The 21,728-nt window shown below is 42.5% G+C and carries 21 protein-coding genes; 11 read left to right on the forward strand and 10 right to left on the reverse strand.

Annotated elements, in window-relative coordinates; translation table 11 throughout:
• The first annotated feature begins 102 nt into the window (after positions 1-102).
• From AC6UD8_RS00070 to AC6UD8_RS00085, 4 genes are read left to right on the forward strand one after another with little or no spacing between them, the layout of a single operon-like run.
• Entirely contained in the window at positions 103-480 is a 378-nt protein-coding gene (locus AC6UD8_RS00070) for a helix-turn-helix transcriptional regulator (protein ID WP_500698855.1), read from the forward strand.
• Between the two features lie 20 nt (positions 481-500).
• On the forward strand, positions 501-1,376 hold the full coding sequence (locus AC6UD8_RS00075; RefSeq protein WP_500698856.1) for an ABC transporter ATP-binding protein: 876 nt from the start codon (positions 501-503) through the stop codon (positions 1,374-1,376).
• 1 nt (position 1,377) lies between these two features.
• On the forward strand, positions 1,378-2,136 hold the full coding sequence (locus AC6UD8_RS00080; protein ID WP_500698857.1) for an ABC transporter permease: 759 nt from the start codon (positions 1,378-1,380) through the stop codon (positions 2,134-2,136).
• Positions 2,137-2,154: 18 nt separating this feature from the next.
• The gene (locus AC6UD8_RS00085) at positions 2,155-2,925 is read left to right on the forward strand and encodes an ABC transporter permease (RefSeq protein ID WP_500698858.1); all 771 of its coding nucleotides are present in this window, start codon (positions 2,155-2,157) and stop codon (positions 2,923-2,925) included.
• Positions 2,926-3,007: 82 nt separating this feature from the next.
• On the opposite strand, the gene AC6UD8_RS00090 is transcribed toward AC6UD8_RS00085, so the two are convergent.
• Positions 3,008-3,649: an NAD(P)H-binding protein gene (locus AC6UD8_RS00090; RefSeq protein WP_500698859.1), complete on the reverse strand. Its 642-nt coding sequence runs from the start codon at positions 3,647-3,649 to the stop codon at positions 3,008-3,010.
• 17 nt (positions 3,650-3,666) lie between these two features.
• On the reverse strand, positions 3,667-4,866 hold the full coding sequence (locus AC6UD8_RS00095; protein WP_500698860.1) for an MFS transporter: 1,200 nt from the start codon (positions 4,864-4,866) through the stop codon (positions 3,667-3,669).
• Between the two features lie 227 nt (positions 4,867-5,093).
• Between AC6UD8_RS00095 and AC6UD8_RS00100 the strand changes: the two genes are divergently transcribed.
• The gene (locus tag AC6UD8_RS00100) at positions 5,094-6,329 is read left to right on the forward strand and encodes an aminopeptidase (protein ID WP_500698861.1); all 1,236 of its coding nucleotides are present in this window, start codon (positions 5,094-5,096) and stop codon (positions 6,327-6,329) included.
• Positions 6,329-7,210 carry a glycosyltransferase family 8 protein gene (locus AC6UD8_RS00105; RefSeq protein ID WP_500698862.1) on the forward strand — a complete coding sequence of 294 codons (882 nt, stop codon included), beginning with the start codon at positions 6,329-6,331 and terminating at the stop codon, positions 7,208-7,210. The genes AC6UD8_RS00100 and AC6UD8_RS00105 overlap by 1 nt, the downstream gene beginning before the upstream one ends.
• 70 nt (positions 7,211-7,280) lie before the next feature.
• Here the strand turns inward: AC6UD8_RS00105 and AC6UD8_RS00110 are convergent, their stop codons facing one another.
• Both AC6UD8_RS00110 and AC6UD8_RS00115 read right to left on the reverse strand, forming a co-directional pair.
• Positions 7,281-8,201, reverse strand: coding sequence for a prenyltransferase (locus AC6UD8_RS00110; protein WP_500698863.1), 921 nt, complete (start codon positions 8,199-8,201; stop codon positions 7,281-7,283).
• Positions 8,202-8,224: 23 nt separating this feature from the next.
• A complete protein-coding gene (locus tag AC6UD8_RS00115; RefSeq protein ID WP_500698864.1) occupies positions 8,225-9,139 on the reverse strand; it encodes a prenyltransferase in 915 nt (304 codons plus the stop codon).
• A gap of 105 nt (positions 9,140-9,244) precedes the next feature.
• On the opposite strand from AC6UD8_RS00115, the gene AC6UD8_RS00120 reads away from it, so the two are divergent.
• Positions 9,245-10,222, forward strand: coding sequence for a polyprenyl synthetase family protein (locus tag AC6UD8_RS00120; protein ID WP_500698865.1), 978 nt, complete (start codon positions 9,245-9,247; stop codon positions 10,220-10,222).
• An 8-nt stretch (positions 10,223-10,230) separates the two neighbouring features.
• Here AC6UD8_RS00120 and cydC read toward each other — a convergent pair whose 3' ends face one another.
• The 5 genes from cydC to AC6UD8_RS00145 are packed head-to-tail and all read right to left on the reverse strand — an operon-like array spanning position 10,231 to position 17,392.
• Entirely contained in the window at positions 10,231-11,970 is a 1,740-nt protein-coding gene (cydC, locus tag AC6UD8_RS00125) for a thiol reductant ABC exporter subunit CydC (RefSeq protein WP_500698866.1), read from the reverse strand.
• Positions 11,963-13,705: a thiol reductant ABC exporter subunit CydD gene (gene cydD / locus AC6UD8_RS00130; RefSeq protein WP_500698867.1), complete on the reverse strand. Its 1,743-nt coding sequence runs from the start codon at positions 13,703-13,705 to the stop codon at positions 11,963-11,965. Before cydD ends, cydC begins: the two co-directional genes overlap by 8 nt.
• 20 nt (positions 13,706-13,725) lie before the next feature.
• Positions 13,726-14,751 carry a cytochrome d ubiquinol oxidase subunit II gene (gene cydB, locus AC6UD8_RS00135; RefSeq protein WP_500693274.1) on the reverse strand — a complete coding sequence of 342 codons (1,026 nt, stop codon included), beginning with the start codon at positions 14,749-14,751 and terminating at the stop codon, positions 13,726-13,728.
• On the reverse strand, positions 14,748-16,187 hold the full coding sequence (locus AC6UD8_RS00140) for a cytochrome ubiquinol oxidase subunit I (RefSeq protein ID WP_500693275.1): 1,440 nt from the start codon (positions 16,185-16,187) through the stop codon (positions 14,748-14,750). The genes cydB and AC6UD8_RS00140 overlap by 4 nt, the downstream gene beginning before the upstream one ends.
• Before the next feature lie 26 nt (positions 16,188-16,213).
• The gene (locus AC6UD8_RS00145; RefSeq protein ID WP_500696342.1) at positions 16,214-17,392 is read right to left on the reverse strand and encodes an NAD(P)/FAD-dependent oxidoreductase; all 1,179 of its coding nucleotides are present in this window, start codon (positions 17,390-17,392) and stop codon (positions 16,214-16,216) included.
• A 261-nt stretch (positions 17,393-17,653) separates the two neighbouring features.
• Here AC6UD8_RS00145 and hdcA point away from each other — a divergent pair, with 261 nt between their 5' ends.
• Positions 17,654-18,589 carry a histidine decarboxylase, pyruvoyl type gene (hdcA, locus tag AC6UD8_RS00150; RefSeq protein ID WP_500695478.1) on the forward strand — a complete coding sequence of 312 codons (936 nt, stop codon included), beginning with the start codon at positions 17,654-17,656 and terminating at the stop codon, positions 18,587-18,589.
• A gap of 8 nt (positions 18,590-18,597) precedes the next feature.
• On the opposite strand, the gene AC6UD8_RS00155 is transcribed toward hdcA, so the two are convergent.
• A complete protein-coding gene (locus AC6UD8_RS00155; protein ID WP_500698868.1) occupies positions 18,598-19,266 on the reverse strand; it encodes an MmcQ protein in 669 nt (222 codons plus the stop codon).
• Between the two features lie 46 nt (positions 19,267-19,312).
• Between AC6UD8_RS00155 and hdcB the strand changes: the two genes are divergently transcribed.
• The 3 genes from hdcB to AC6UD8_RS00170 all read left to right on the forward strand — a co-directional run bounded on the left by hdcB (position 19,313) and on the right by AC6UD8_RS00170 (position 21,717).
• The gene (gene hdcB, locus AC6UD8_RS00160) at positions 19,313-19,834 is read left to right on the forward strand and encodes a histidine decarboxylase maturation protein HdcB (protein WP_500698869.1); all 522 of its coding nucleotides are present in this window, start codon (positions 19,313-19,315) and stop codon (positions 19,832-19,834) included.
• Between the two features lie 11 nt (positions 19,835-19,845).
• Positions 19,846-20,391: a GNAT family N-acetyltransferase gene (locus AC6UD8_RS00165; RefSeq protein WP_500698870.1), complete on the forward strand. Its 546-nt coding sequence runs from the start codon at positions 19,846-19,848 to the stop codon at positions 20,389-20,391.
• A 141-nt stretch (positions 20,392-20,532) separates the two neighbouring features.
• A complete protein-coding gene (locus AC6UD8_RS00170; protein ID WP_500696346.1) occupies positions 20,533-21,717 on the forward strand; it encodes an aminotransferase-like domain-containing protein in 1,185 nt (394 codons plus the stop codon).
• Positions 21,718-21,728 lie beyond the last annotated feature (11 nt).

Consider the following 21,728-nt stretch of genomic DNA (forward strand, 5'->3'; position numbering starts at 1 on the left):
AACATAATTCCACTTTAGAAGTGCTATTCCTTATAAAGGAGTGCTTTATTATTCTTCTGTCTACGGTATATTTAAATTAATAAAACTTAAAGGAGTACATAAATGAAAATTATTTTTGCTCAGCAATTACAAAAATTACGAAAAGAAAAGGGAATTTCTCAAGAAGAGTTGGCAAATGATTTGTACGTGACCCGTCAAACAGTTTCGAAATGGGAACTTGGCGAAACTACTCCAAATTTAAATACAATTGAGAAAATTGCCAAAATTTTTCAAATTCCGGTAGAGGTGTTGTTATTTGGAGATAAACCAGATAATAATTCATCTAATCAAAATGGATACGATTCTCCTCAAAACGTTAACGAAAGATATCATCCGATTAATAATGTGTGGGAATTCTTAGCTAGATATTGGTGGATTGTTTTAATTTTGATTTTAGTAACTGGATTTGTGTTTACTGTCGCAGAAATGTTCCATAGTTAGGTTTATAGAGAGGAATTGGTATGCTTTCAGTAAAAGATATTAGTGTTTCTTTTGGAAAAAATCATGTTTTGAAAAATGTTTCGTTTGAAGTTAAATCTGGTGAAATTGTAGGTTTAATCGGTCCCAATGGAGCTGGTAAAAGTACGATTATGAAAACAATTTTAGGTCTTCTAAAGTTTAAAGGATCAGTTTCTTTAAATGGTCAAAGTGTCACCACCACTAACCATATTGCACTGAAAAAAGTGGGAGCGTTGGTTGAAAATCCAGCTATTTATCCATTTTTAACAGGGCTGGAGAACCTTAAATTATATAGTAAAGATTCAACGGATATGCATCATATTGTTTCGTTATTAGAGATGGATTCATACATTGACCAAAAATCTAAAAATTATTCTATTGGAATGAAACAAAAATTGGGGATTTCAATTGCTTTATTAAATAAACCTGATTTAGTTATTTTGGATGAGCCAATGAACGGTTTAGACATTGAAGCTACCATTGGCGTTAGAAAGATCATTAGGGAATATGCCCAAAATGGTACTGCCTTTTTAATTTCTAGTCATATCTTATCAGAATTACAAAAAGTCATGACGGATATTTTAATTTTAAAAAATGGCAAAATAATTTTAAGTAAGTCATTGCAAGAAATTTTTGAAACTAATGATCAAAAATACCGATTAATTACACGAAATATGAATAAGACAAAAGATATCTTAAAGAAATTCAAAATTGATTTTATTGATGAGAATGATTTTTATGTAATTAATCGAAACAATTTGGATAAAATTCAAGAAATTTTGGCTGATAATAGTATTTATCTTGAAGAGTTGACCCCTGATAATGGTAATTTGGAAAAAATTGTAGTCCAAATTCTGGAGAAAGAAGGGGTTCAATAGAATGATTGCCAGTTTACGACATGAATTTTATAAATTCATTCACCAAAGGTTACCTTTATATGGAATTGCGGTTTTGTTTGTTTTAATGCTTTACAGTGCCATAACGAGAAATAATGACAATTTAGTGGTTACGCAAGGTTTCGGTATGGGGCAATGGTCCATCGTGATTTTAATTGCGATTGCGTCTGATTTTATTGCTATTGAATACCGTAACCATACTATTAGTACTCTGTTTTATAAAACTTCTAATAAATTCAAGATTTATTTATCTAAGTTTATGATTGTGATGTTTTATGGAATAACTTTATTAGGACTTGGTTCCTTGTTAACTTTGATATTTACGTTCTTTTTAGCTAATCAAGAATTTTCCTGGTTTTCGCTTGTTAATGATCAACATACTGTTTTAATTTCCCTCTTATTGAATGTCGTTGGTTATCTATTGTATATGATTTTTGTGATTGCACTTGCTTTTCTTCTTATTGTTTTAACTCAAAATGAATCGTTTGTAATTGCGATGGGATTATTAATCGTGTTTTTAGGATCGAATATCTCAACCGCCATCATGAAAAGCATTCCGACTTCAGTCAATTTTATAAAATGGAATCCGTTGAATATGATTTATGTAATTAATCAATTATCTAATAAAAAGTACTTTCTATTTTCAAATTTAAGTAATGTTCAACTAATAATAGGCACACTTATTTATGGACTAGGATTTTTCGTTGTTGGATATTTTATTTTTAAGCATCGACGGATTTAAATTGGAGGGGATCTAGTTATGATACGTTGTTTACATCAGGAACTTTATAAAAGTATTCATCGAAAAATTGTTTATATTGCACCATTTTTAATTCCCGTTTATATGGTCATTGTTAAGATGGCTTCTGGTAATCAACAAAATAATTTGTTAGCTATGACAAATGACGATTCTAATCAGATTATTCCCTTAGTGTTAATCATTGTCTGTTCGACACTTTTTACGATGGAGTATCAGAATAATGCGATTTTAACGATCCTTTATAAAGCTCCGCAAAAAGCTGACGTTTATTTTGCTAAGGTACTGATTGCATGTAGTTATGCGATAATATTACATTTATTTTCAATAATTTGCTTTTTTATTTTCCAGTTAGTTCCGTTTACTTCTTTGTCGATAAATTGGTTAGATTTATATCAATATCACAGTCCGTTAATTATAAATATGATTATTTTTAATTTAGTGGATTTGGTTGCATCTTTATTGATAATTAGTTTGGTATTTATTGCATCGTGTATTATTAATTCAAATGCGGTAGTTATTACAACTAATATTCTCATCGTTTTGATTGGTCAATTCGTCTCAGGCAATTTAGTAGATAAAAGTAATTCATTTTCTAATATATTAAAATGGAATCCCTTTAATATGCTGAACTTGACTAATCAATATTATAACTATGGAACTTATCATTTAACAACTCTTTTGAGCAATGGTCAATTAGTGATTGGAACATTGGGATGGTCACTCACATTTTTAGTGTTAGGGTACATAATTTTTCAGAGAAAAAGTTTTTGATTAATATTTTTTCTAAATAACGAAAAATACCTTTAGATTGGATTGATAAAATCCATCTAAAGGTATTTATATTGTTTAATTTTTAATAAAATGAAGGCTTGGAAAGCTCCTCAGTACCAGGTTCAACCACACCAATGTCTTCACGTTGGTACTTGCTTGGGTCTTCAATGATACTGACGATTAACTTGGCAATGGCTTCCCGGGTGACTTGCGCACCCTTAAATGGCTTGCCAGCGGGAATAACTTCGTATTTTTCGTTGTTCTTGTCGTTATACAGCCAGGTCATCTTCAGGTAGGTGTAGTCAATGTCGGAGTCAAGCAGTTCTTTGTAGGCTTTCTTGGGATCAGCGTAGGTACTGCCAATCATCTCGTTGTTCCACTTCTTAAATGGTCCAACGACCGTATCGTCAACGTCCAGGAGACCAGCGACGATTAAACGTTTAACGTCTGCCTGATCCATGGCTTTGATAACGGAACTCATTGCCTCAGCGTGAGGAACATCCGAAAAGACAATGTCTTGACCTTTCATGACGTTGGCCAAAGTTTCATCATCATTGATGTCACCGTCAACGACAGTTTCTCGTTTGGGGTCACTGACAGTTAACCGACTTTTTGCGTTACGAGCTAATAGCGTCATGTCAACATTGGTGTCCTTTAATAACTTTTGAATTACGATGCTAGGAATTTGTCCTGCGGCACCTAAGATTAGTACTTTTTTTGCCATATGCAATTCCTCCGTTTCTATTCATCACTTTTGACGCCCTTAGTGTGACGCATTTTGTAACGAACTACAAATGTTATGAACGCCGAAAACAGTAAAATAATGGCGACAATCGTGTACGGATAGTGCGGGTTAATGTCCATTAGAACTCCAGAAAAAATGGGTCCGATGATGTTACCAACACTGGTTAGTGACATGTTTAAGCCGTTGATTAATCCCTGATTATTCTTGCCAAAACGAGTCAGCAGTGTCGTGATGGCAGGTCTTAACACGTCAAAAGCACAGAAGACGACTAGGGTGGCAATGATGACTTCGATTTTGCTGTGAGCAAACAGAATCCAGACGATACAGATGGAACTGAGGATGAAACAGTCACGGATGAGACCCAGTTCACCGCGCATTCGGACCAAGCGGTCGAAGAAGACGACCTGGAGGACGAGAGAAATCATCCCGTTGATGATTAGGACGACGGCAATGTTATCAAGGGTAAAGTGAAAGACCTGGTTCACATAGATCGTGTAGATGCTTTCAAAGCCCTGCAGGCCAAATGATGAGATTAAAATCATGGCAAAAAGGGCAATCATGGCCCCGTTTAAGATGGACTTCAGGCCCTTTTCGGTGATGTGGACTTCCTCCATGACGGGATTTTTTTGGTTGGTCTGTTTGATGTGCTTGGGAAGTCCCACCACGAAGAAGATGACGGCGATGATGCCAAGGACGCCTGCAAACCAGAACGGGGTCTTGTAACCAAACTTGGCGAGTGCACCACCAATCCCGGGACCGATGATTAAACCACCACTAAAAGCGGCCGATAGTAGGCCGATGACCTTGGCCCGTTGTTCTGAAGATGACAGGTCAGCGGCCATTGCCATGGACGTTGGCACCACCATGGCGGCCGAAATTCCACCAATTAGTCGGGAAATATCGAATAACAGCAGTGTGTTAGAGGCCGCAAACATCATTTCCGAGACGGAATAAAGAACGAGTCCTCCAGCCAGAATCGGTGCCCGACCAATCTTGTCAGAGATTCGACCGACAAACGGCGATCCGATGAACTGAGCTAGGGCGTACAGGGAAGTCATGGTTCCCATCTGAGCGGTGGTTAAATGATATTCGTTTTTAATGAAAGGTTCGACTGGAATTACCAGACTCATCCCTAAACAAATGATAAAGTTCGCAATAATCAGGATGAAAATTGCTCGTTTGGCAGCTTTTGACACGTCGTTCCCTCCCGTTTCGTTAAGTAATATCATCCATTTTAGCACGGTATTACGCGCTTACTCCAGTCCCTTTCTGAGAAATTGTGAAGTCAGATAAGTTGAAAGGCCGTGGTTTCGGACTTACATTCCGTAAGTTAAATTTTGATTGCAAAGCGTTACACTTATTAATTGTAATTGAAAATAAAAATCAATAGAATGGATGCAACGAGAGAAGAAGGGATGATTACATGAAGAGGGAAGAATTAGATCGTAATTTAAAAAAGTATGCGGAATTGATTGTCAAGGTCGGAGTAAACGTCCAACCTGGCCAGACGGTCGTTCTGTATATCTCTGATCATCACCAGGACTTAGCCCACATGATTGTGAAAGAAGCCTATAAAGCAGGGGCAGCCGATGTGATGGTGAAGTGGGACGATACCTTTGTTTCTAAGCAGTTCTTAGAACACGCTAGTGACGAACGGTTGGAAAACATTCCCCAGTACATGATTGATGAGGCCAACTACATCGTTGATAAGCATGCCGCTCGAATCTCAGTTTTGTCTGAGGACCCGGCTGCTTTTGCCCAAATTGATCCCAAACGAGTGGCCAAGAACACGGCTGCCATGGGGAAGGCCACGAACGCGGTCCGGGTTGCTACGCAGAATAACGACTTAACCTGGACGGTCGTAGGTGCCGCTGACACAGCCTGGGCGAAACAGGTTTTCCCTGACTTACCGGATGACGAAGCCGTTGACAAGTTGTGGCGCGAGATTTTCAAAACGGCTCGAGTTGATAACGACGATCCCATTCAGGCTTGGAAGGACCACAAAGACCAACTCCAAGAAAAAGCAGCTTGGTTAAATGAGGAACAGTTTGACACGTTGCAGTACCATTCCCCACGAACTGACATGGAGGTCGGATTGCCCAAGCACCACGTCTGGGTCGGGGCTGGCAGTACCAGTGTTGATGGCATTAAGTTCATGCCTAACATGCCAACCGAAGAGGTCTTCACCGCTCCTGACAAACGCCGGATTAACGGTCACGTCACTTCAACGAAACCGTTAAGCTATTCTGGCACTTTGATTGAAGATATGGAGTTCATGTTTAAGGACGGACAGGTCGTAAAGGCCATTGCCAAGAAGGGGCAAAAGACACTTGACCACCTCCTTGCCACTGATCCAGGAGTTCGTTCGCTCGGCGAAGTTTCACTGGTGCCGGATCCCAGTCCAATTTCACAATCAGGCATCATTTTCTACAACACCCTGTACGACGAAAATGCCAGTGATCACATGGCCCTGGGCGCTGCTTATCCATTCAGTGTTGTTGGAGGGACCGAGATGAGTCCGGAAGAACAAGACCAGGCTGGCTTAAATAGCAGTCAAGAACACGTTGATTTCATGATGGGTTCTGACGACATGAATATTGACGGCGTTAAAGCTGATGGGACGGTCGTTCCCGTCTTTCGTAACGGAGACTGGGCCTAGTGAAAAAACCAACTGAAGTGGCTCATCCGCTCACGGTTGCGTCCACCACTGACAACAACATGGCACTGCCACTAGCGATTAATTACACTTCTATCCTTTTAAACAATTCGGACGCGGATTTTGAGTTTTTTGTCGTCAACGATCATTTAAGTCCCAAAAATCAGAACTTAATTGCCACGCTCCCGAAGCTTTTTAGAAACTGTCTAACGGTGAAATTTTTAAAACCCCACGAGGACCGTTACCAGAAGGCCAACACGGACGCCCCAAACAGCATCATCAAGCGCAATACTTACTACCGCATTGATATTCCAGAAGAAATTGACCGTCCCAGGATTCTCTATCTTGACGCTGATATGATTTGTGTGGGAAACATTGATGAACTTTATCACGCTGATTTAAATGGGAAAGTAATTGGGGCCGTTGAAAATGCGGGGTACTTGGACCGTTTGCGTGAGATGGGGGTCAGTGAGAAAACTGGTCATTACTTTAACGCCGGCTTGTTACTAATTGATACCAAGAAATGGCGTAGCGCTGGTATTTCACAAAAAGCACGCGGACTTGCGAATGACCATCCGGGAATGTTGCGGTTTCAAGACCAGGATGCCTTAAATGCCATTTTTAACGGTGATTGGCAGGCATTACCCTCCAAGTACAACGTGCAAAGTAACCTTATTAAGGGCAAGTACCGCAAAAGTCAGACGACGGACGGGCAGCGTTCTCAAATTGAGGCGTTGGATCATCCCGTCATTGTGCACTACACAAACTTCGATAAGCCGTGGATTGTCAAGGTGGATCATCTGCATCCCTTGAGAAGTCTGTATGATGAGTACCAAAATAAATTACTGAATCAACTAGCGTGGTACGTTAGTAATCATCATTAGTTTTAGATCTAAAAAAGCACTTCAGAAAATTCTGAAGTGCTTTTAGTTTATTTAAAGAAGTGCTTTTGGTTTATTTAAATAGGTAGATGATGATGGTGCCAATCATGTACGTCAAAATGTATAACATAACGATCAGTGAAACGTTTTTAACGATGACGTTATAAATTTCTCCCTTGTTTTGATTGAAGTTGAACACTTTGACTTTGGTCCAAACGTAAGGATAAATTAGAATGGTCAGTAGGGCAAAGTAGGGAACAATGCCGACTGCCAAAGAAAGAATTGGAATGACGATGATTGAGAGCCAGTAGACCAAGTCAAACACCTTAATGGCGTTCTTTTTCCCGATGTAGTCGACTAGTGTATGACGGTTATTACCAATGTCTTGTTCGAGGTCACACGTGTCGTTTGCAAGTTGAATGATGAAGAAGAGGACAAACGGTAATAGCGTCACCAAAAAGGCGTCCAGCACACTCATAAGGGTGAAGTTCCATCGGTGGATGCTTCCCATGTACATGTAAATGAGTGGGACAAAGAACGGAATTAACGTGGCGACCGCTAACTCACAGAATGGGGTGGCGTCTAAGGGCTTTGGTCCTGCCGAGTACGCCAATCCCAATAGAAAACCAATCACACCAATTACCAGCGTGGGCCAGCCAGTAAAGTAACTCAGGATTAAACCAGCGATGATAATGAAAGCTGCAAAACCGTACAACCAGTGCCGAATCATCGTGAGACTCAGATGATTACTCCCGATGGTGCTCGTACTGTGCTTGTAGTCCGTCTTGTCGGTGGCGTGTTCGTAGTCTTCGAGGTTGTTCTGCATGTTTAAAAAGAGGTGCAGGGCGATGACAATCACGAAGGCACAGATGGCATACAGCCAGTTAAACGAGCCATAGTAATAATAAGAAAAACTAGCCGCAAGTATGAGCCAGGTCACGTCCAGCGGTGTTGTGTAAATCTCAGTTAGTTGATAAAAGTACTTCCAGGTCATGATTTACCTCCAGTGTAAATGAATTAAAGAAAGATTTTGATGATGGTTCCGATCATGTAAGTAATGATATACAACCCCATTAACATTGTCACCCCACCAACGATTTGATGATAGACTTCTTGCTTGTTCTGGTTGGTTTGAAAAACTTTAACTTTCTTCCAGGCCAGCGGATAAGCCAAAATAATTAAATTTGAAATGATTGGGACGTATCCAAAGAAGGATAAAATTGGTATGATTAAGATTGTCAACCAGAAAACAATTGTAAATAATTTAATTGCGTCTGATGGTCCGATGTAATACACCAGGGTGTAACGGTGATTTCCGATGTCTTCTCTTAGGTCACAGGTGTTGTTGGCGAGTTGGGTGATGTAGGCAAGCACAAACAGGAACATGGTGACCAAGAAGACGTCGACGATACTGTCCCAGGAAAAGCGAAAGCGATGAATGCTTCCTAGATAGACGTAGACCAGCGGGTCAAAAAACATGATGAGCATTCCGGTTGCGAGTTCACAAAATGGGGTGGAGTCCACTGGTCTCGGACCTGCCGAGTAGGCTAGTCCAAGGCCAAAGCCGATGATTCCAATGGTTAACGTGGGCCATCCAGTCAAGTATGCGAGCGTGAGTCCAAGGACGGCGACAATTATCCCCATTATTACGACCCATTTCCAGATCATCCGGGTACTTAGGTGGTACTTACCAATGATACTGGTGGCGTGTTTGTAGTCGGTCACGTCGGTTGCGTGTTCGTAGTCTTCCAGGTTGTTATGTAGGTTTAAAAACAGATGCATCAAGAACACGATGAAGAAGGCCCAGATGGCATACAGCCAGTTAAAGGAACCGTAAAAGTAGTACGAAAAGCTGGCACAGAACAGTAGGATTAAGACGTCGACTGGTGTGGTGTACATCTCGGTTAGTTGATAAAAGTATTTCCACTTCATTGTTTTGCCTCCGAAAGTCATTGTTAATGTTATTATTATTAAGGATAATGCTGTTATTATAGTACCATGAAAATATCGTAAGGTTACCATAAAAAAGGAAAAGACATGAAAACAACCATTTGGAATAAATTTCCTGAAATTGAATCTGAACTGGTTCAAGTTCAATCACTCATAAGTAAAGAGATTCAGGTTCCTGAGGCCGAGTTTAAACGGGGAATCGAAGAACTAATTAACGGAAACGGCAAGATGCTAAGGGCGGCGCTCCTGTTAATCGCGGGTAACTTTGGCACGGAAGCAGTTGAGCGAGAGAAACTCCTCCAGGCCGCCGCTTCAATTGAGGTCATTCATTTGGCTTCTTTGGTCCACGATGACGTCATTGACCAATCGGACCTAAGACGGGGAGAAGATACGTTAAACGCTCAATTTGGCCAGCGCGAAGCCATCTACCTGGGTGATTACCTGTTCACGAAATACTTTGAAATGCTTTTGGACTACGCACCGAGTTTTGATAATTTGCGTTACAACGTTGAAAGCATGAAGGACGTCTTGTTTGGCGAGTTGGCCCAAGACGAAAGTAAGTATGATTTAGACCGAAGTGAACAGGACTACTTTGATTCAATTCAGGGAAAGACGGCGGAACTCTTCAAAGTGGCAATGGGGGAGGGCGCCATTCTTTCAATGGCTGACAATAACACCGTCCAAATTGCTGAGCAGATTGGTTTGAACTTTGGGATGGCGTTTCAGATTCGAGACGACCTCCTGGACTTTGAGCCAGACGTTGAAACCGAAAAGCCCACCCTGCACGATGCCAGTGAGGGAGTGTATACCTTGCCCGTCATTGAAACTTTCAAGACCGCTGACGGTCCGAAGTTAAAAAAAATCCTAAAAAAAGATCAGCTTAAAAAAGCTGATCTAAAAGAAATTGCTAAAATTGTGAGTGACAGTGGCGGAATGCAAGTGGCGCGTCAGATTTATACGCAGTACTTAGACGACGCTTTTGACCTAATTGCGCAGTTACCACAATCTGAGAGTACCGCTGTCCTTAAAACCATCATTTCGGAATTGTTTCAGTATTCTAAATAACCGAATAATTACTTACCAACGTCCATTGCGTACAGTCTACGATAACGGGCGTTATTTTTATACAATGCTTGCGGATTTCCTTCCATTTTGATGACGCCGTTTTCAAGGAAGATGACCTCATTCATTTCGTCTAAGCCTTGAAGGTGATGGGTAACCCAAATCATGGTTTTGTCTTTTAAAACTCGACTGATGGTGTTAATCAGGTTATTTTCGGTAATCGGGTCCAGTCCCACCGTGGGTTCATCGAGTAGGACAATTGGATTGTCCTGCAAGAGGATGCGGGCGAGCGCAATTCGTTGCCGTTGTCCGCCAGAGAACCTGATTCCGTTTTCCTTGACGTTCGTTTCATAGCCGTCTGGTAGTGATTCAATGTAATCAGACAATCCTACGGCCTTGATGGCCCTTTTGACGTCTTCGTCAGTAGCGGTTTCGTTTCCGATTCGAACGTTGTTTAAGACCGACGTGTCAAATAGAAACGGACTCTGATCCAGCACACTGAACCACTTGTAACTGTCAGATTCAAACTTGTAGGCATCAATGTTGTTGATTAAGACGTGTCCAGTCGTTGGCGTAAGTGCTCCGGTTAAAAGCTGTAAGAGGGTCGTCTTTCCAACTCCGCTGGGTCCGATGATTGCTAACTTGTGGTGTTTATCAATCTTAAACGAGACGTCTTTGATGATGTCACTTGGATCATCTTGGTAGTGAAAAGTCACGTGATCGAGTTTAATGGAATTAAAGTCAGATGGGGCGGGCAACTTTTCGTCTGAGACGTACGGTTTCTTCTCTTCGTCTGAAAGTTGATTCAAGTGGACCACCGAATCACTGTACATTGGCCACTCTTCTAAGGCTTGAGAGACTGGGACGAAGGCATCCATCAGTGGGAAGATTCCCATGACGAAGGCGGCCGCGTAGTTAACGAGTTCCTGTGACCCCTTGAAGTACAAGTTAGACCAAAGCAGGGTCCCGATGATGACGATTGCGAAGACCACTTTAATGAGAAATTCACGATTCCACTCAAATAAGTGGGTCTGATCGTTAGACTTGGCAATCTTCGGGTCGTTTTTTCTGACATGATTAAGAAAGCCTCTTTCCCTTCCAGAAATCATCCAGTCCGCGATTCCAAGGGTTGAATCCGTCAGATTTTCATAAGACTGGTGGAGAAGCGACTTCTGGTATTCCTTAGAAGCCCCCCGCATGGCCTCAGAGGCAAGTGGAACAAAGAACAAGATGATGGTAAACGCAACGAACATGAAGATGGCGTAGGGCCAGCTAATGATGCCTAAGGCTACAATGATGATGATACCCGTGATGTAGGCCACAAGGGTTGGAAAAATGGTTCTCAGGTACAGATTTTCAAGGTGGTCAATGTCGTCGGCTAGGACGCCCAGTAAATCACCGGTCTGAAATTTCTCACTCAAAAAAAGAGCGGATGATTCCAGGGTAGTGTAGAGCCGTTTTCGAAGGGCGGACGTGACCTTTAAGACCCAGTTATGACTGTTTAGTCGCTCTAAGTACTTAAAGACTGGTCGGCCAATTCCGAAGGCCCGTGTTAAGATGACCGGAACGTAAACGATCAGGATGTTGTAGGGATGAGTGGCCGAACGACTAATCAAGTAGCCGGCAACGAACATCAATCCAATCCCACACCCAAAGGTCAAGACTCCGAGAAAGAAGACCCAGAATAACAGGACCTTGTACTTGGTCAGGTACGGTTTAATCCACGTATCGTTTTTAAGTAGTTTACGCATTGTTTCCACCTCGAATCTCACTAATCAATTGCTTGTAGGCCCCGTTTTGGTTGGATAATTCAGTTTGAGTTCCCTGTTCAACGATTTTGCCGTCTTCCATGACTAGAATGTAGTCCATTTCGTTCATCCAATGAAGTCTGTGGGTCGCAAAGATGACGAGGTGGTCTTTGAAGATCGGAACCATGGTTTGTTTCAGTTGATATTCGGTTTCAATGTCCAAATGGGCGGTTGGTTCATCTAACAGGAGAATGGTTCGCTCGGTATCAAGCAAGGTTCGAGCCAGGGCAATCCGTTGGGCCTGACCACCACTAATGCCTCTCCCACCTTCACCAATCTTGGTGTTCGCCTTATCTGGGAGACTGGCAACAAACTTGGATAGTCCCGCTTTTTCGATGGCCGAGTCAATGGCGTAAGCTTTAGCATCGGGTTTATAAAAGGCGACGTTTTGGGCAATGCTTCCGGCAAAGATGTATGGATCCTGGGGGATGTAACTGATGTGCTTCTGCCATTCCGATTGAGCGAGACTGTCAACTGCTTGACCGTCAACGTTGAATGGGAGATGACCGTTTTCGTTGGTTGGAGACAGCCAGCCTCCAAGGAGGTTTAAAAGCGTGGACTTCCCTGAACCAGATCGACCCACGATTCCGATGTTAACGAATCCGTTCAGATTGAAATTGGCATCGGCGATGTTGTCCTCTTTTTGGTCGTAACTGAAGTTTAAGTCGCTGACCTTTAAGGTACTGTCCTTAGTCCAGTTGTGAAAGTTGGTTAGTTTAATTTTGCTGGTTGGACTTGGTAAATCCAGAATCTTGTTAATGTCAATCAGGGCATTTTTGCCGTCCAAAGTGGCATGGTAGTCATTTCCGTAATCTCTGACCGGTAAAAAGTAGTCCGGGCAGAGAATTAGGATGATTAGGGCTGGAAGCAAGGTCACCGTTCCATTAATTAATTTCACACCTAATAAGACGGCCACGATGGCAATTGACATGGTCGTAAAGAAGTCGAGGGCAAACGTCGATAGTAAAGCGACTCTTAACACGCTCATCGTGCTCTTTCGGTAATTTTCACTAACCCGATAGATGTTGTCTCCGTAGGATTTACTGAGGCCAAAGAGTTTGAGGGTCTTAAGCCCCCGCATGCTGTCGATGAAGTTATTGGACATCTCTTTAAAGCCAGAATACTGGCGGTCAGATTTAGCCTGAGCGGCGAGTCCTAGAATAATCATGAACAAGATGATTACCGGAAAGACCAGTAGCATCACGACCGCTGAGAGCCAGTTAACGAAGAAACAGTACAAAAGGATGATCCATGGAATGATCGCCAGGTTAATGGTCTTCTGCAAGATGAGGTTAAGGTAGTTTTCGACCTTATCAATCCCTTCAAGTGCTAGGGTTACCATGTGACCTGATCCGATGTTTGAGACCATGGCGGGTCCTAGTTCGAATTCTTTTTGTAGGAGTTGTTCTTTTAACTGACTACTAGCCTTACTGGCAAATTTATCGGTAATTTGATTTTCAATTCTTGTGATCAGGTATCTTAATGCGAAAGCAACAAAAAAAGATAGCACAGGTATGGTTAACGCTGCTATCTTTTTTTGTTCCCAAGTAAGCACCATTGCCTGTGAGAGAAAAAGGGCTTCTAGAATGATAGCGACCGATTGAACGACTGCTAGAATACTTAGCTTGGCAATTAATTTTTTGACCCCAGGAATTGATAGAAGTTGTTTATCAAACATGTTTTATCAATCCTTAATTTTTAATATCCAGAATTGGCATCTTCCATATCTTTAAGCGAAATGCGATGCCATTGTGAGACGTAACTCCAGGTAAAGTAGATCGCGATGAGCGGTAGGAGGATACATGCCACGATGGTCATTACAACTAACGTATATGGTGATGAAGAAGCATTTGCGATTGAAATCGTGTGAACTGGATCATTGGCACCCAATACGTTAGGGAATAAACCAATAAAGATCAGGATTACTAGTAAGGCGAGGGTACTGGTACTTGCAAGATAAGCTTGTACTTCATGACCAGAGCCGCTAGCAATTTGACCCCAAATAGTTGTAGCAACGATTAATGCTAATACTACTACAGTTGAGACCAAATGTGTCTCGAAAAAGTTGGTTTGGAAATATAAAGCAATCACAACTAGAATTTCCACTGGGTATGCCAACCAGTACAGGTTGGATGCCATTGCTGAGGCGTGGTATCGAATTAAGCCCGCCGTGTGCAAGGAAATGTAGTGAAGGCCTTGGTAGAGACATAATGCAGTTACCGTGATTCCACCAAGAATTGAAAGTGGGTTAACAACGTCGAAGAAGGTGACGTAGATGTTACCCTGACCGTCCATTGGCAAACTTTGAATCATGTCGGTAAAAAGCATTCCGAACAGGAAGGGGATGAAGACACTTCCGAAGAAGTTGGCCCACATCCATCGATTTCGGCCCTTTTTGGTCTCTGCGTTTTCGGAGAATTCAAACGAGACACCCCGAAAAATTAGAGCCACCAGGATAAAGAATAGCAGGAGATAGAATCCGGAGAACAACGAGGCGTACCACATTGGCATCGCCGCAAACATTGAACCACCAGCGGCAACCAAAAAGACTTCGTTTCCACTCCAGTGGGGTCCAATCGTTCGAAGTACCAAAGCTGCTTCGTCGTAATTACTAGCCAGCAGTCTTGTTGACATTCCGGCTCCAAAATCAGCTCCATCGAGAATTAAGAACAGTGCGAACAGTAATCCGATTAAGAAATACCATAAAAGTTGTAATAAACTCATTTCTCAAAAGCCTCCTTTGAAAATGGATCTTCGGTATCGTAGCTCTCGTGATCGCCGACACCTTCAGGCCCCTTGTAAAGTGATTTTCGTGCGTAAATAAACATGAAGACACCCAAAGTGGCAAATAAGAAGAAGTAAATAATAATGGTAAAGAGCACGGAAGCCGCCGTCGTACTTGGCGAAACCGCTTTGGCAATTGGCAGTAATCCGTAGACAACCCATGGGTCACGACCTCTTTCGGTAACCAGCCAACCACAGGTGTTAATAATGAATGGTCCAAAGGTTCCAACCGTCAGCAGTAGTGTCAACCACCACTGCTTCCCAATTGTATTCTTCTTTTTCCGTGAGAACCACAGTCCACAGATGGCTAAGAAAGCTAGTGTCATTGCACCAAATACCATGATTCTAAATGAGTAGAACAAGGTGTTTACTGGTGGGTAGTAGTTCATATCTTTGCCAAACTGACTATTCCACTTCTTGTGTAATTTTGCATTAGTTTCATTCATACCAGTAACCGATCCACTTAGCTTGTGGTAGGTCAAGATGTCCATCATGTATGGAATCTCAATCTTGAAACTAGCACGGTGTTCGTTAGTATGAGCGAATTCAACGGCCGTCCAAGCAGCTGGACTTTTAACGTTTTCAAATTCACCTTCAGCGGCGGCGAATTTCATTGGTTGTTGATGGCTTAAGTAAAGCATCTGTTGGTCTCCACTAAGGAAGCTACCGCAGACAGCAATCAAACCAACGACTAAACCAATTCGCATTGATTTTCTGAAGAAGTCGGGCCACTTCTTTCTAAAGATCATCCAAGCCGATGCACCAGCAACGATGAAACCACCGGTAACACAGGCTCCGAAGATAACGTGGGGAAATTCGTACCAGAGTTGTTGGTTGGTCAGGATGGCGCTAAAACTAGTCATTAAAGCGTGACCGGTCTTAGGGTCAATCCGGTAACCAACTGGATGTTGCATGAAACTGTTGGCTGATAGAATCCAAAGTGCTGAAATGGCTGAACCAAAGAAGACCAACCAAATCATCAGGGCGTGCCAAGCGGGTTTTAATTTGTCCCAGGTGAACATCCAAACCCCGATAAACGTTGATTCCAAGAAGAAGGCCAACAGAGCTTCGATGGCTAACGGCGCCCCGAAGATGTCACCCATAAATCTTGAGTAATCAGACCAGTTCATCCCGAACTGGAATTCTTGAATCAAACCAGTTACAACTCCGACCGCGAAACTAAGTAAGAAAATCTTACTCCAAAATCTCGTCATCGTCTTATAGACTGGTTTTTTGGTCACCGCATAGAAGGTTTCCATGATTGCAACGATCAATGCCAATCCAATTGACATTGGGACGAAGAAGAAATGGAAAATCGTGGTTTCAGCGAACTGAATCCGCGCTAGCGGCAAAACACTTAAACCTAAATTAAGCATTGTGAATAGTTCCTCCTTAAATCAATTTAACTTTCTAACATGGTCCGAATGTTTCCGAGTTCAAGTCCGTTCTTCTTGAAGATCATGTTCTTAAAGATTGGGACAATCCATCCCTTTAACTTAAAGGTCATGCCGAACATGTAAATTTCGGCAATTCCACTGTATGGGCCAAGTGAACAAACGGTTCCCATTGATTTGTAGTCGAACTTAATGGCAGGTTTACCATTTAGTTTATTTAAGAAATCATTAACGGCAACGTCCGCTTCGTAGATGGAAATTTGACCAGTCGTTGGAAACATCCGACCGGACTTGTCATCTTTAACGGCTGAGACGTCACCAATGATGTACTGGTTAGGAAAGTCGTCTAAGCTCATGTTCGTGTTAACGGCGACCCGGTTTCGTTTCTCGTTTGGATACTGTGAATCGGGAATAACGTCAGATCCCTTTACTCCAGCGGTCCAGAAGACTAAGTGAGATGGGATGAATTTATCATCTTTACCATAGTAAGCACCATCTGCCGTAATCTTTGACACCGTGTCACCCATGATGAACTTAACGCCCTTCTTTTCAAGGAAGTGTTGCGCGTAGTCACCGAGTTTTTTGTTAAACATTGGCAAAAAGCCCGGAGCGATACAGGTAATTTTGAACTCTTCTTTTTTGAAACCATACTTTTTGGCCCATTTTGGCACCATGTGCACGAGATCCCCTAAAAGTTCGATGCCAGTAAAACCACCGCCGACCACCACGATGTTCAAGAGCTTAGCATCCTTAAACTCATCGTAGGCATCCAAGGTGGTTTGAATCTTCTTGTAGTCAGCGACTGAGTTATCAATGTCACTGATCTGAAGCCCAAATTCGTCTGCACCCGGGGTGCCAAACGTTTCGGGTTCGAATCCAAGCGCATTGAACAGGTAGTCGTAACTTAAATCACCGTTGTTTTTCGTTTGGACCGTGTTATCTTTACCATTTACTTTAATAACTTCATCCTCTATGAAATGAATCTTAGGATTGATCATGTCGGTAATTCTAAACATGAGTCGCTCTGGTGCTTCATCTCCTGATGCGACCTTGTAGAGGCCGGTCGAGTCATAATGATAAGCATTTTTATTAACCAAGGTAATGTCTAGATTGGCCTTACTCTTAGCTAAAAGCTTGCAAGCCCTTAATCCAGCGAATCCACCGCCTAATATTAAGACTTTTTTCATTATTAGGATCTCCTTTCAATACACACCTATTATTGTGTAAATCTTAACATTATTTTAACGCTAATGCTGACATTGTGTCACTCTTTTTATGAGGAAATTTTAATAAAATATTTATTGATTGATAAGAAAGGGAGATAAAATCGTTTTAGTACCGTCATTTGGGCATTAATAAGTGATGTTCCTTGCAAGTGATTTTGAGTTAGGCGATTATGAACGTAGTCTCAAAAGCAAAATAAATTTTCCGCTTATAGGAGGCAAAAAATGGCTAAAATTGACAAAGTTTTAAATCAAGAGGGGATTGATCGTATTGCGATTAGTCCCTATCAAAAATATTCGCGGGGTTACATGGAGCCAGGGAATCTCGGAACAGGCTATGTTACTGGCCTAAAAGTTGACGCTGGGACCCGCGAAAAGACGGACGATGGCGTCTTGGATGGAATCGTGTCTTACGACCGAGCCGAGTGTAAGAACGCCTACATCGGCCAGATTAACATGATGACGGCGTCCAGCTTTACGGGCGTTCAGGGCCACATTCTGGGATATGATCTCCTGAGAAATCCAGAAGTCGATCGGGCACAACCGTTGTTTAAGGTGACCCAGTGGGATGGTTCGAAACTACCAATTTACGATGGGAAACCACTGCAGGATTCGCTGGTAGAATTCTTTGGAACGGCTGACAATCGTCGGCACTATCCAGCTCCGGGGAGTTTCATTATTTGTGCTAACAAGGGCGTCACTGCCGAACGACCAATTGAAGACCGCCCGCTAAAACCGGGTGAAAGTTACGGCGTTTGGTCCGCCATTGCCATTTCAATTGCGAAGGATCCCGTTCATAATTCCTCCATGTTCATTGAGGATGCTGGAACCTGGAACACTCCCAACGAGGACGACCTCGGCGAATTCTTGGCCAGAAGAAGAGAAGCCATCGCGCGTTCGATTGCCCAGTGTGGTCAAGATGCGGGCACTTCGTTTGCCAGTTCGTGGATTGGCTTTGCCCACGTCATGATGAAACCGGGTGAGATTGGTAACGCGATTACCGTTGGACCCTACTTTTCGATTCCAGTTGATGCGGTTCCTGGCGGTTCGATTTTGACTCCAGACGTTGACATGAACATTATGGAGAACCTGAGTTTACCAAAATGGCTTGAAAAGATGAATTACCAGTCAATTGTCGCAGACCAAAATATTCAGTATTAATGTTGCGGTTATTTGAGAATCCGACTTAAAGATTGAGGAACGTGGCGCGGACCTCTGACGGCTTTGACACCGTGCTTTTTTAGGACGGCCACGTTAAATTCATTGGGATTAAATCTGCTAAGTAAATGAAGTAACATAACGTAGTGCATGGTGATGTTTTCATCGTGGTAGTAGTGCGGTTGATTCACCTTGATGGCCACACATTTATACGTGATGGCGGCAACTGGTGCCGTCACGTAGATGTAAACTAAATCATCAACATGAATGTGAGTGGTTTGTTTCCACATGATGGTGCCGTTTTTGGCGAAGTCTTTTTCTAAGTCAAAGTATTTCGGATTGGCTGGGATGAGCCACTTTGTTTCCGTGTTGTCTGGAACGTAGTTGAAACATTGCTGCGCAATGTTTTTCAAGATGTCAGTGTATCTCTGCTTGATGGTGCTGGCGAAACCGCCCTCTGGGTTGTCAACCCGAAAGTTAGTGTATTCGGCGTGGTAATCATCATCGATGATTTTGCCAGTTACCTTTCCGTTTTGCTTAACGGTAATGGTGACCGAAAAGTTGGTTTGTGGGAGGTGAGTGGTGTACGTTAAGACGTGATTTTGTTTCCTAAAACCAAACCGAATCAATTTAGAAATATCAGGTTTGAGATTGGTAAAGAGTTGTTCTTCGATTTTCATGATTTACTCCTTATTTATGTATGTATATAAGAGAAAGGTAATAAAAATGCACACTGGCTTAAATCAGTTTCATGGATTAAAAGCGGTGATTGGCTCAGAGTTTGACCAATATTTAACGGACCGTTTGGCAAAGAAACGGGTCAGAGGCTTACTGGTTAATCAGAAAGATTCCGAGACGACCGTCCTGGTCACCACCGGGAACGAGTTGATAATTTTTATAAACGCAGCGGGTACTTTCTCAAACCGTTGCTATCCTCAATCCACGATTGAAAGGATGACGTTTGTAAGCGGCGTTCCGGATGGTGCTTTGAAGTTTCAGATTAAAAAGCAAAAGTTTAACTACCAAAACATTGTGGATGGCCGTGTCTACGATTTTACGCAGTCCGTTTTAAAACGAAAGCTGACGGCTGCCAAATACGACCATACGATTCGTGGTGAAAGTAATTACCTCACAAACGTTGACCACGGAAAAGAAGTGGACCGCTTGCGAGTCGCCAGGCAGACCGGCCAACTGAGTCAGAATGAATACGACGATTTAAACGGCTCAATTTCAAAAGCCGGAAAGTAGGAAGTGATGAAATGAGGACGGAACGTGTTGACAGTGAGATTGAGTTACGCCTTCCTGACCAGCCAGAAGACGTAAAATTGGTCTATCAGTTAGTAAAAGACTCACGTACAACCCTTTCAAAGTGGTTGCCATGGGCGGATGCGATGCAATCAGTTGCCCAGGAGCAGCAATTTTTACACCAAACTTTAACTCATTATCGGTTAGGAAAGTCAGTTAACTTATTAATTATTTATCAGGATCAAATTGCCGGGATGATCAGTTTTAATTCGTTTGATCATGACCAAAAAAGCACGGAGATTGGCTATTGGCTGGGTAACCAGTTTACCGAGAAGGGGATCGTTTACCGGGCGCTTAACTTCATGATTGGCTTAGGTTTTCGTGATTATCAGTTGAATCAGATCCATGTTAAAGTGGCCGTTGATAATAAGCGGAGTAATGCTGTTACAAAACGTGCTGGATTTCGGCTGGAACGGGTCATTACCAATGGAATTGTCATTAACGGCGTAGGCCATGACGAAAATGATTGGGTGAAAAATCGCAACGAATCTAAAGTTTGAGACACCGCACACATTAGGTCATTTAGATACGTGATAGCGACGCATTCAAGCTGAATGTACTATACTAATAGTGTAATGCTTTAATTACAGTGAACTTTTAAATAATAACTACCAAATGTTTAGTACGGTGAGGCGATTAAAATGGAATTTAGATACGCAAGTGGCGTGCCAGCTCATGTTAGTACGGTAACTTCAGATCTTTTTAAAGCGGCTTCTGATCCCAAGGTGATTTCATTAGGTGGTGGAATGCCAGCTCCCGAGTTGTTTCCGGTTTCAGAGATCCAAAAGGCCGCAAACCAGGTTTTTGAACAGTATGGGCAAACGGTTCTGCAGTACTCGCAGTCGCTTGGTTACGAAAAACTAAGACAGCAGATTGTGGCCATTATGAAAGAACGCCACGTTAATACAACGGTTGCTAACGTTGGCATCGTGACGGGGTCGGAACAGGCCATTGACATTGTTTCCAGGATGTTGATTAATCCTGGTGACGTGGTTTTGACCGAGGATCCAACCTACCTCTCAGCCATCGACGTTTTTAAGTCCTATGGTGCCAGAATCGTTGGCATTCCCATGGACGAGGACGGGATGGAGACAGATGCCTTAGAACAGTTAATCAAAAAGTATCCGCAAGCCAAATTTATCTACACGATTCCTAACTTTCAGAATCCAACCGGACGGACCATGACGGAAGAGCGGCGGAAGAAGTTAGTTCAGATTGGTAAAGAGGCTGGGATTCCAATTCTGGAAGACGACCCATACGGTGCCATTCGTTACGCTGGCAAATACTTACCGCCACTCAAGCACTTTGACCATGACGGTGGGGTAATCTATCTGAGCTCTTTTTCCAAGATTTTAGCACCAGGACTCCGTTTGGGGTGGATCGATGCACCGTTAAACTTTATGGACAAGTTCATCTTGTTTAAACAAAATGCCGATTTACATACGGATAACTTAACCCAGTACATCGTGTCCCAGTACTTAGATGACGTGGATATTAACGACCACATCAAGAAGATTACCGATACCTACGAGCATCGGGCTAATCTGATGATGGACCGCATTGATAAGTACTTCCCAAAGAACGTGCGCCACAGTCATCCTGAAGGTGGGATGTTCATCTGGGTTGAAGTTCCCGGAGTGAACACGGAGGAACTGTATCAGACTTGTTTAAAAAACAACGTGGTGTTTGTTCCTGGGTCCTCCTTTTACGCGGGTAAGGTAAAACCAGGGACCTTCCGCTTAAACTTTTCCAACATGAATGACGATGAGATCGATGAAGGAATTAAACGGATGGCAACGGCCATTTCACAGGTATTAAATAAATAAAAGACTAAAAT

It is taken from the genome of Fructilactobacillus sp. X1R3C1, from assembly GCF_059901545.1.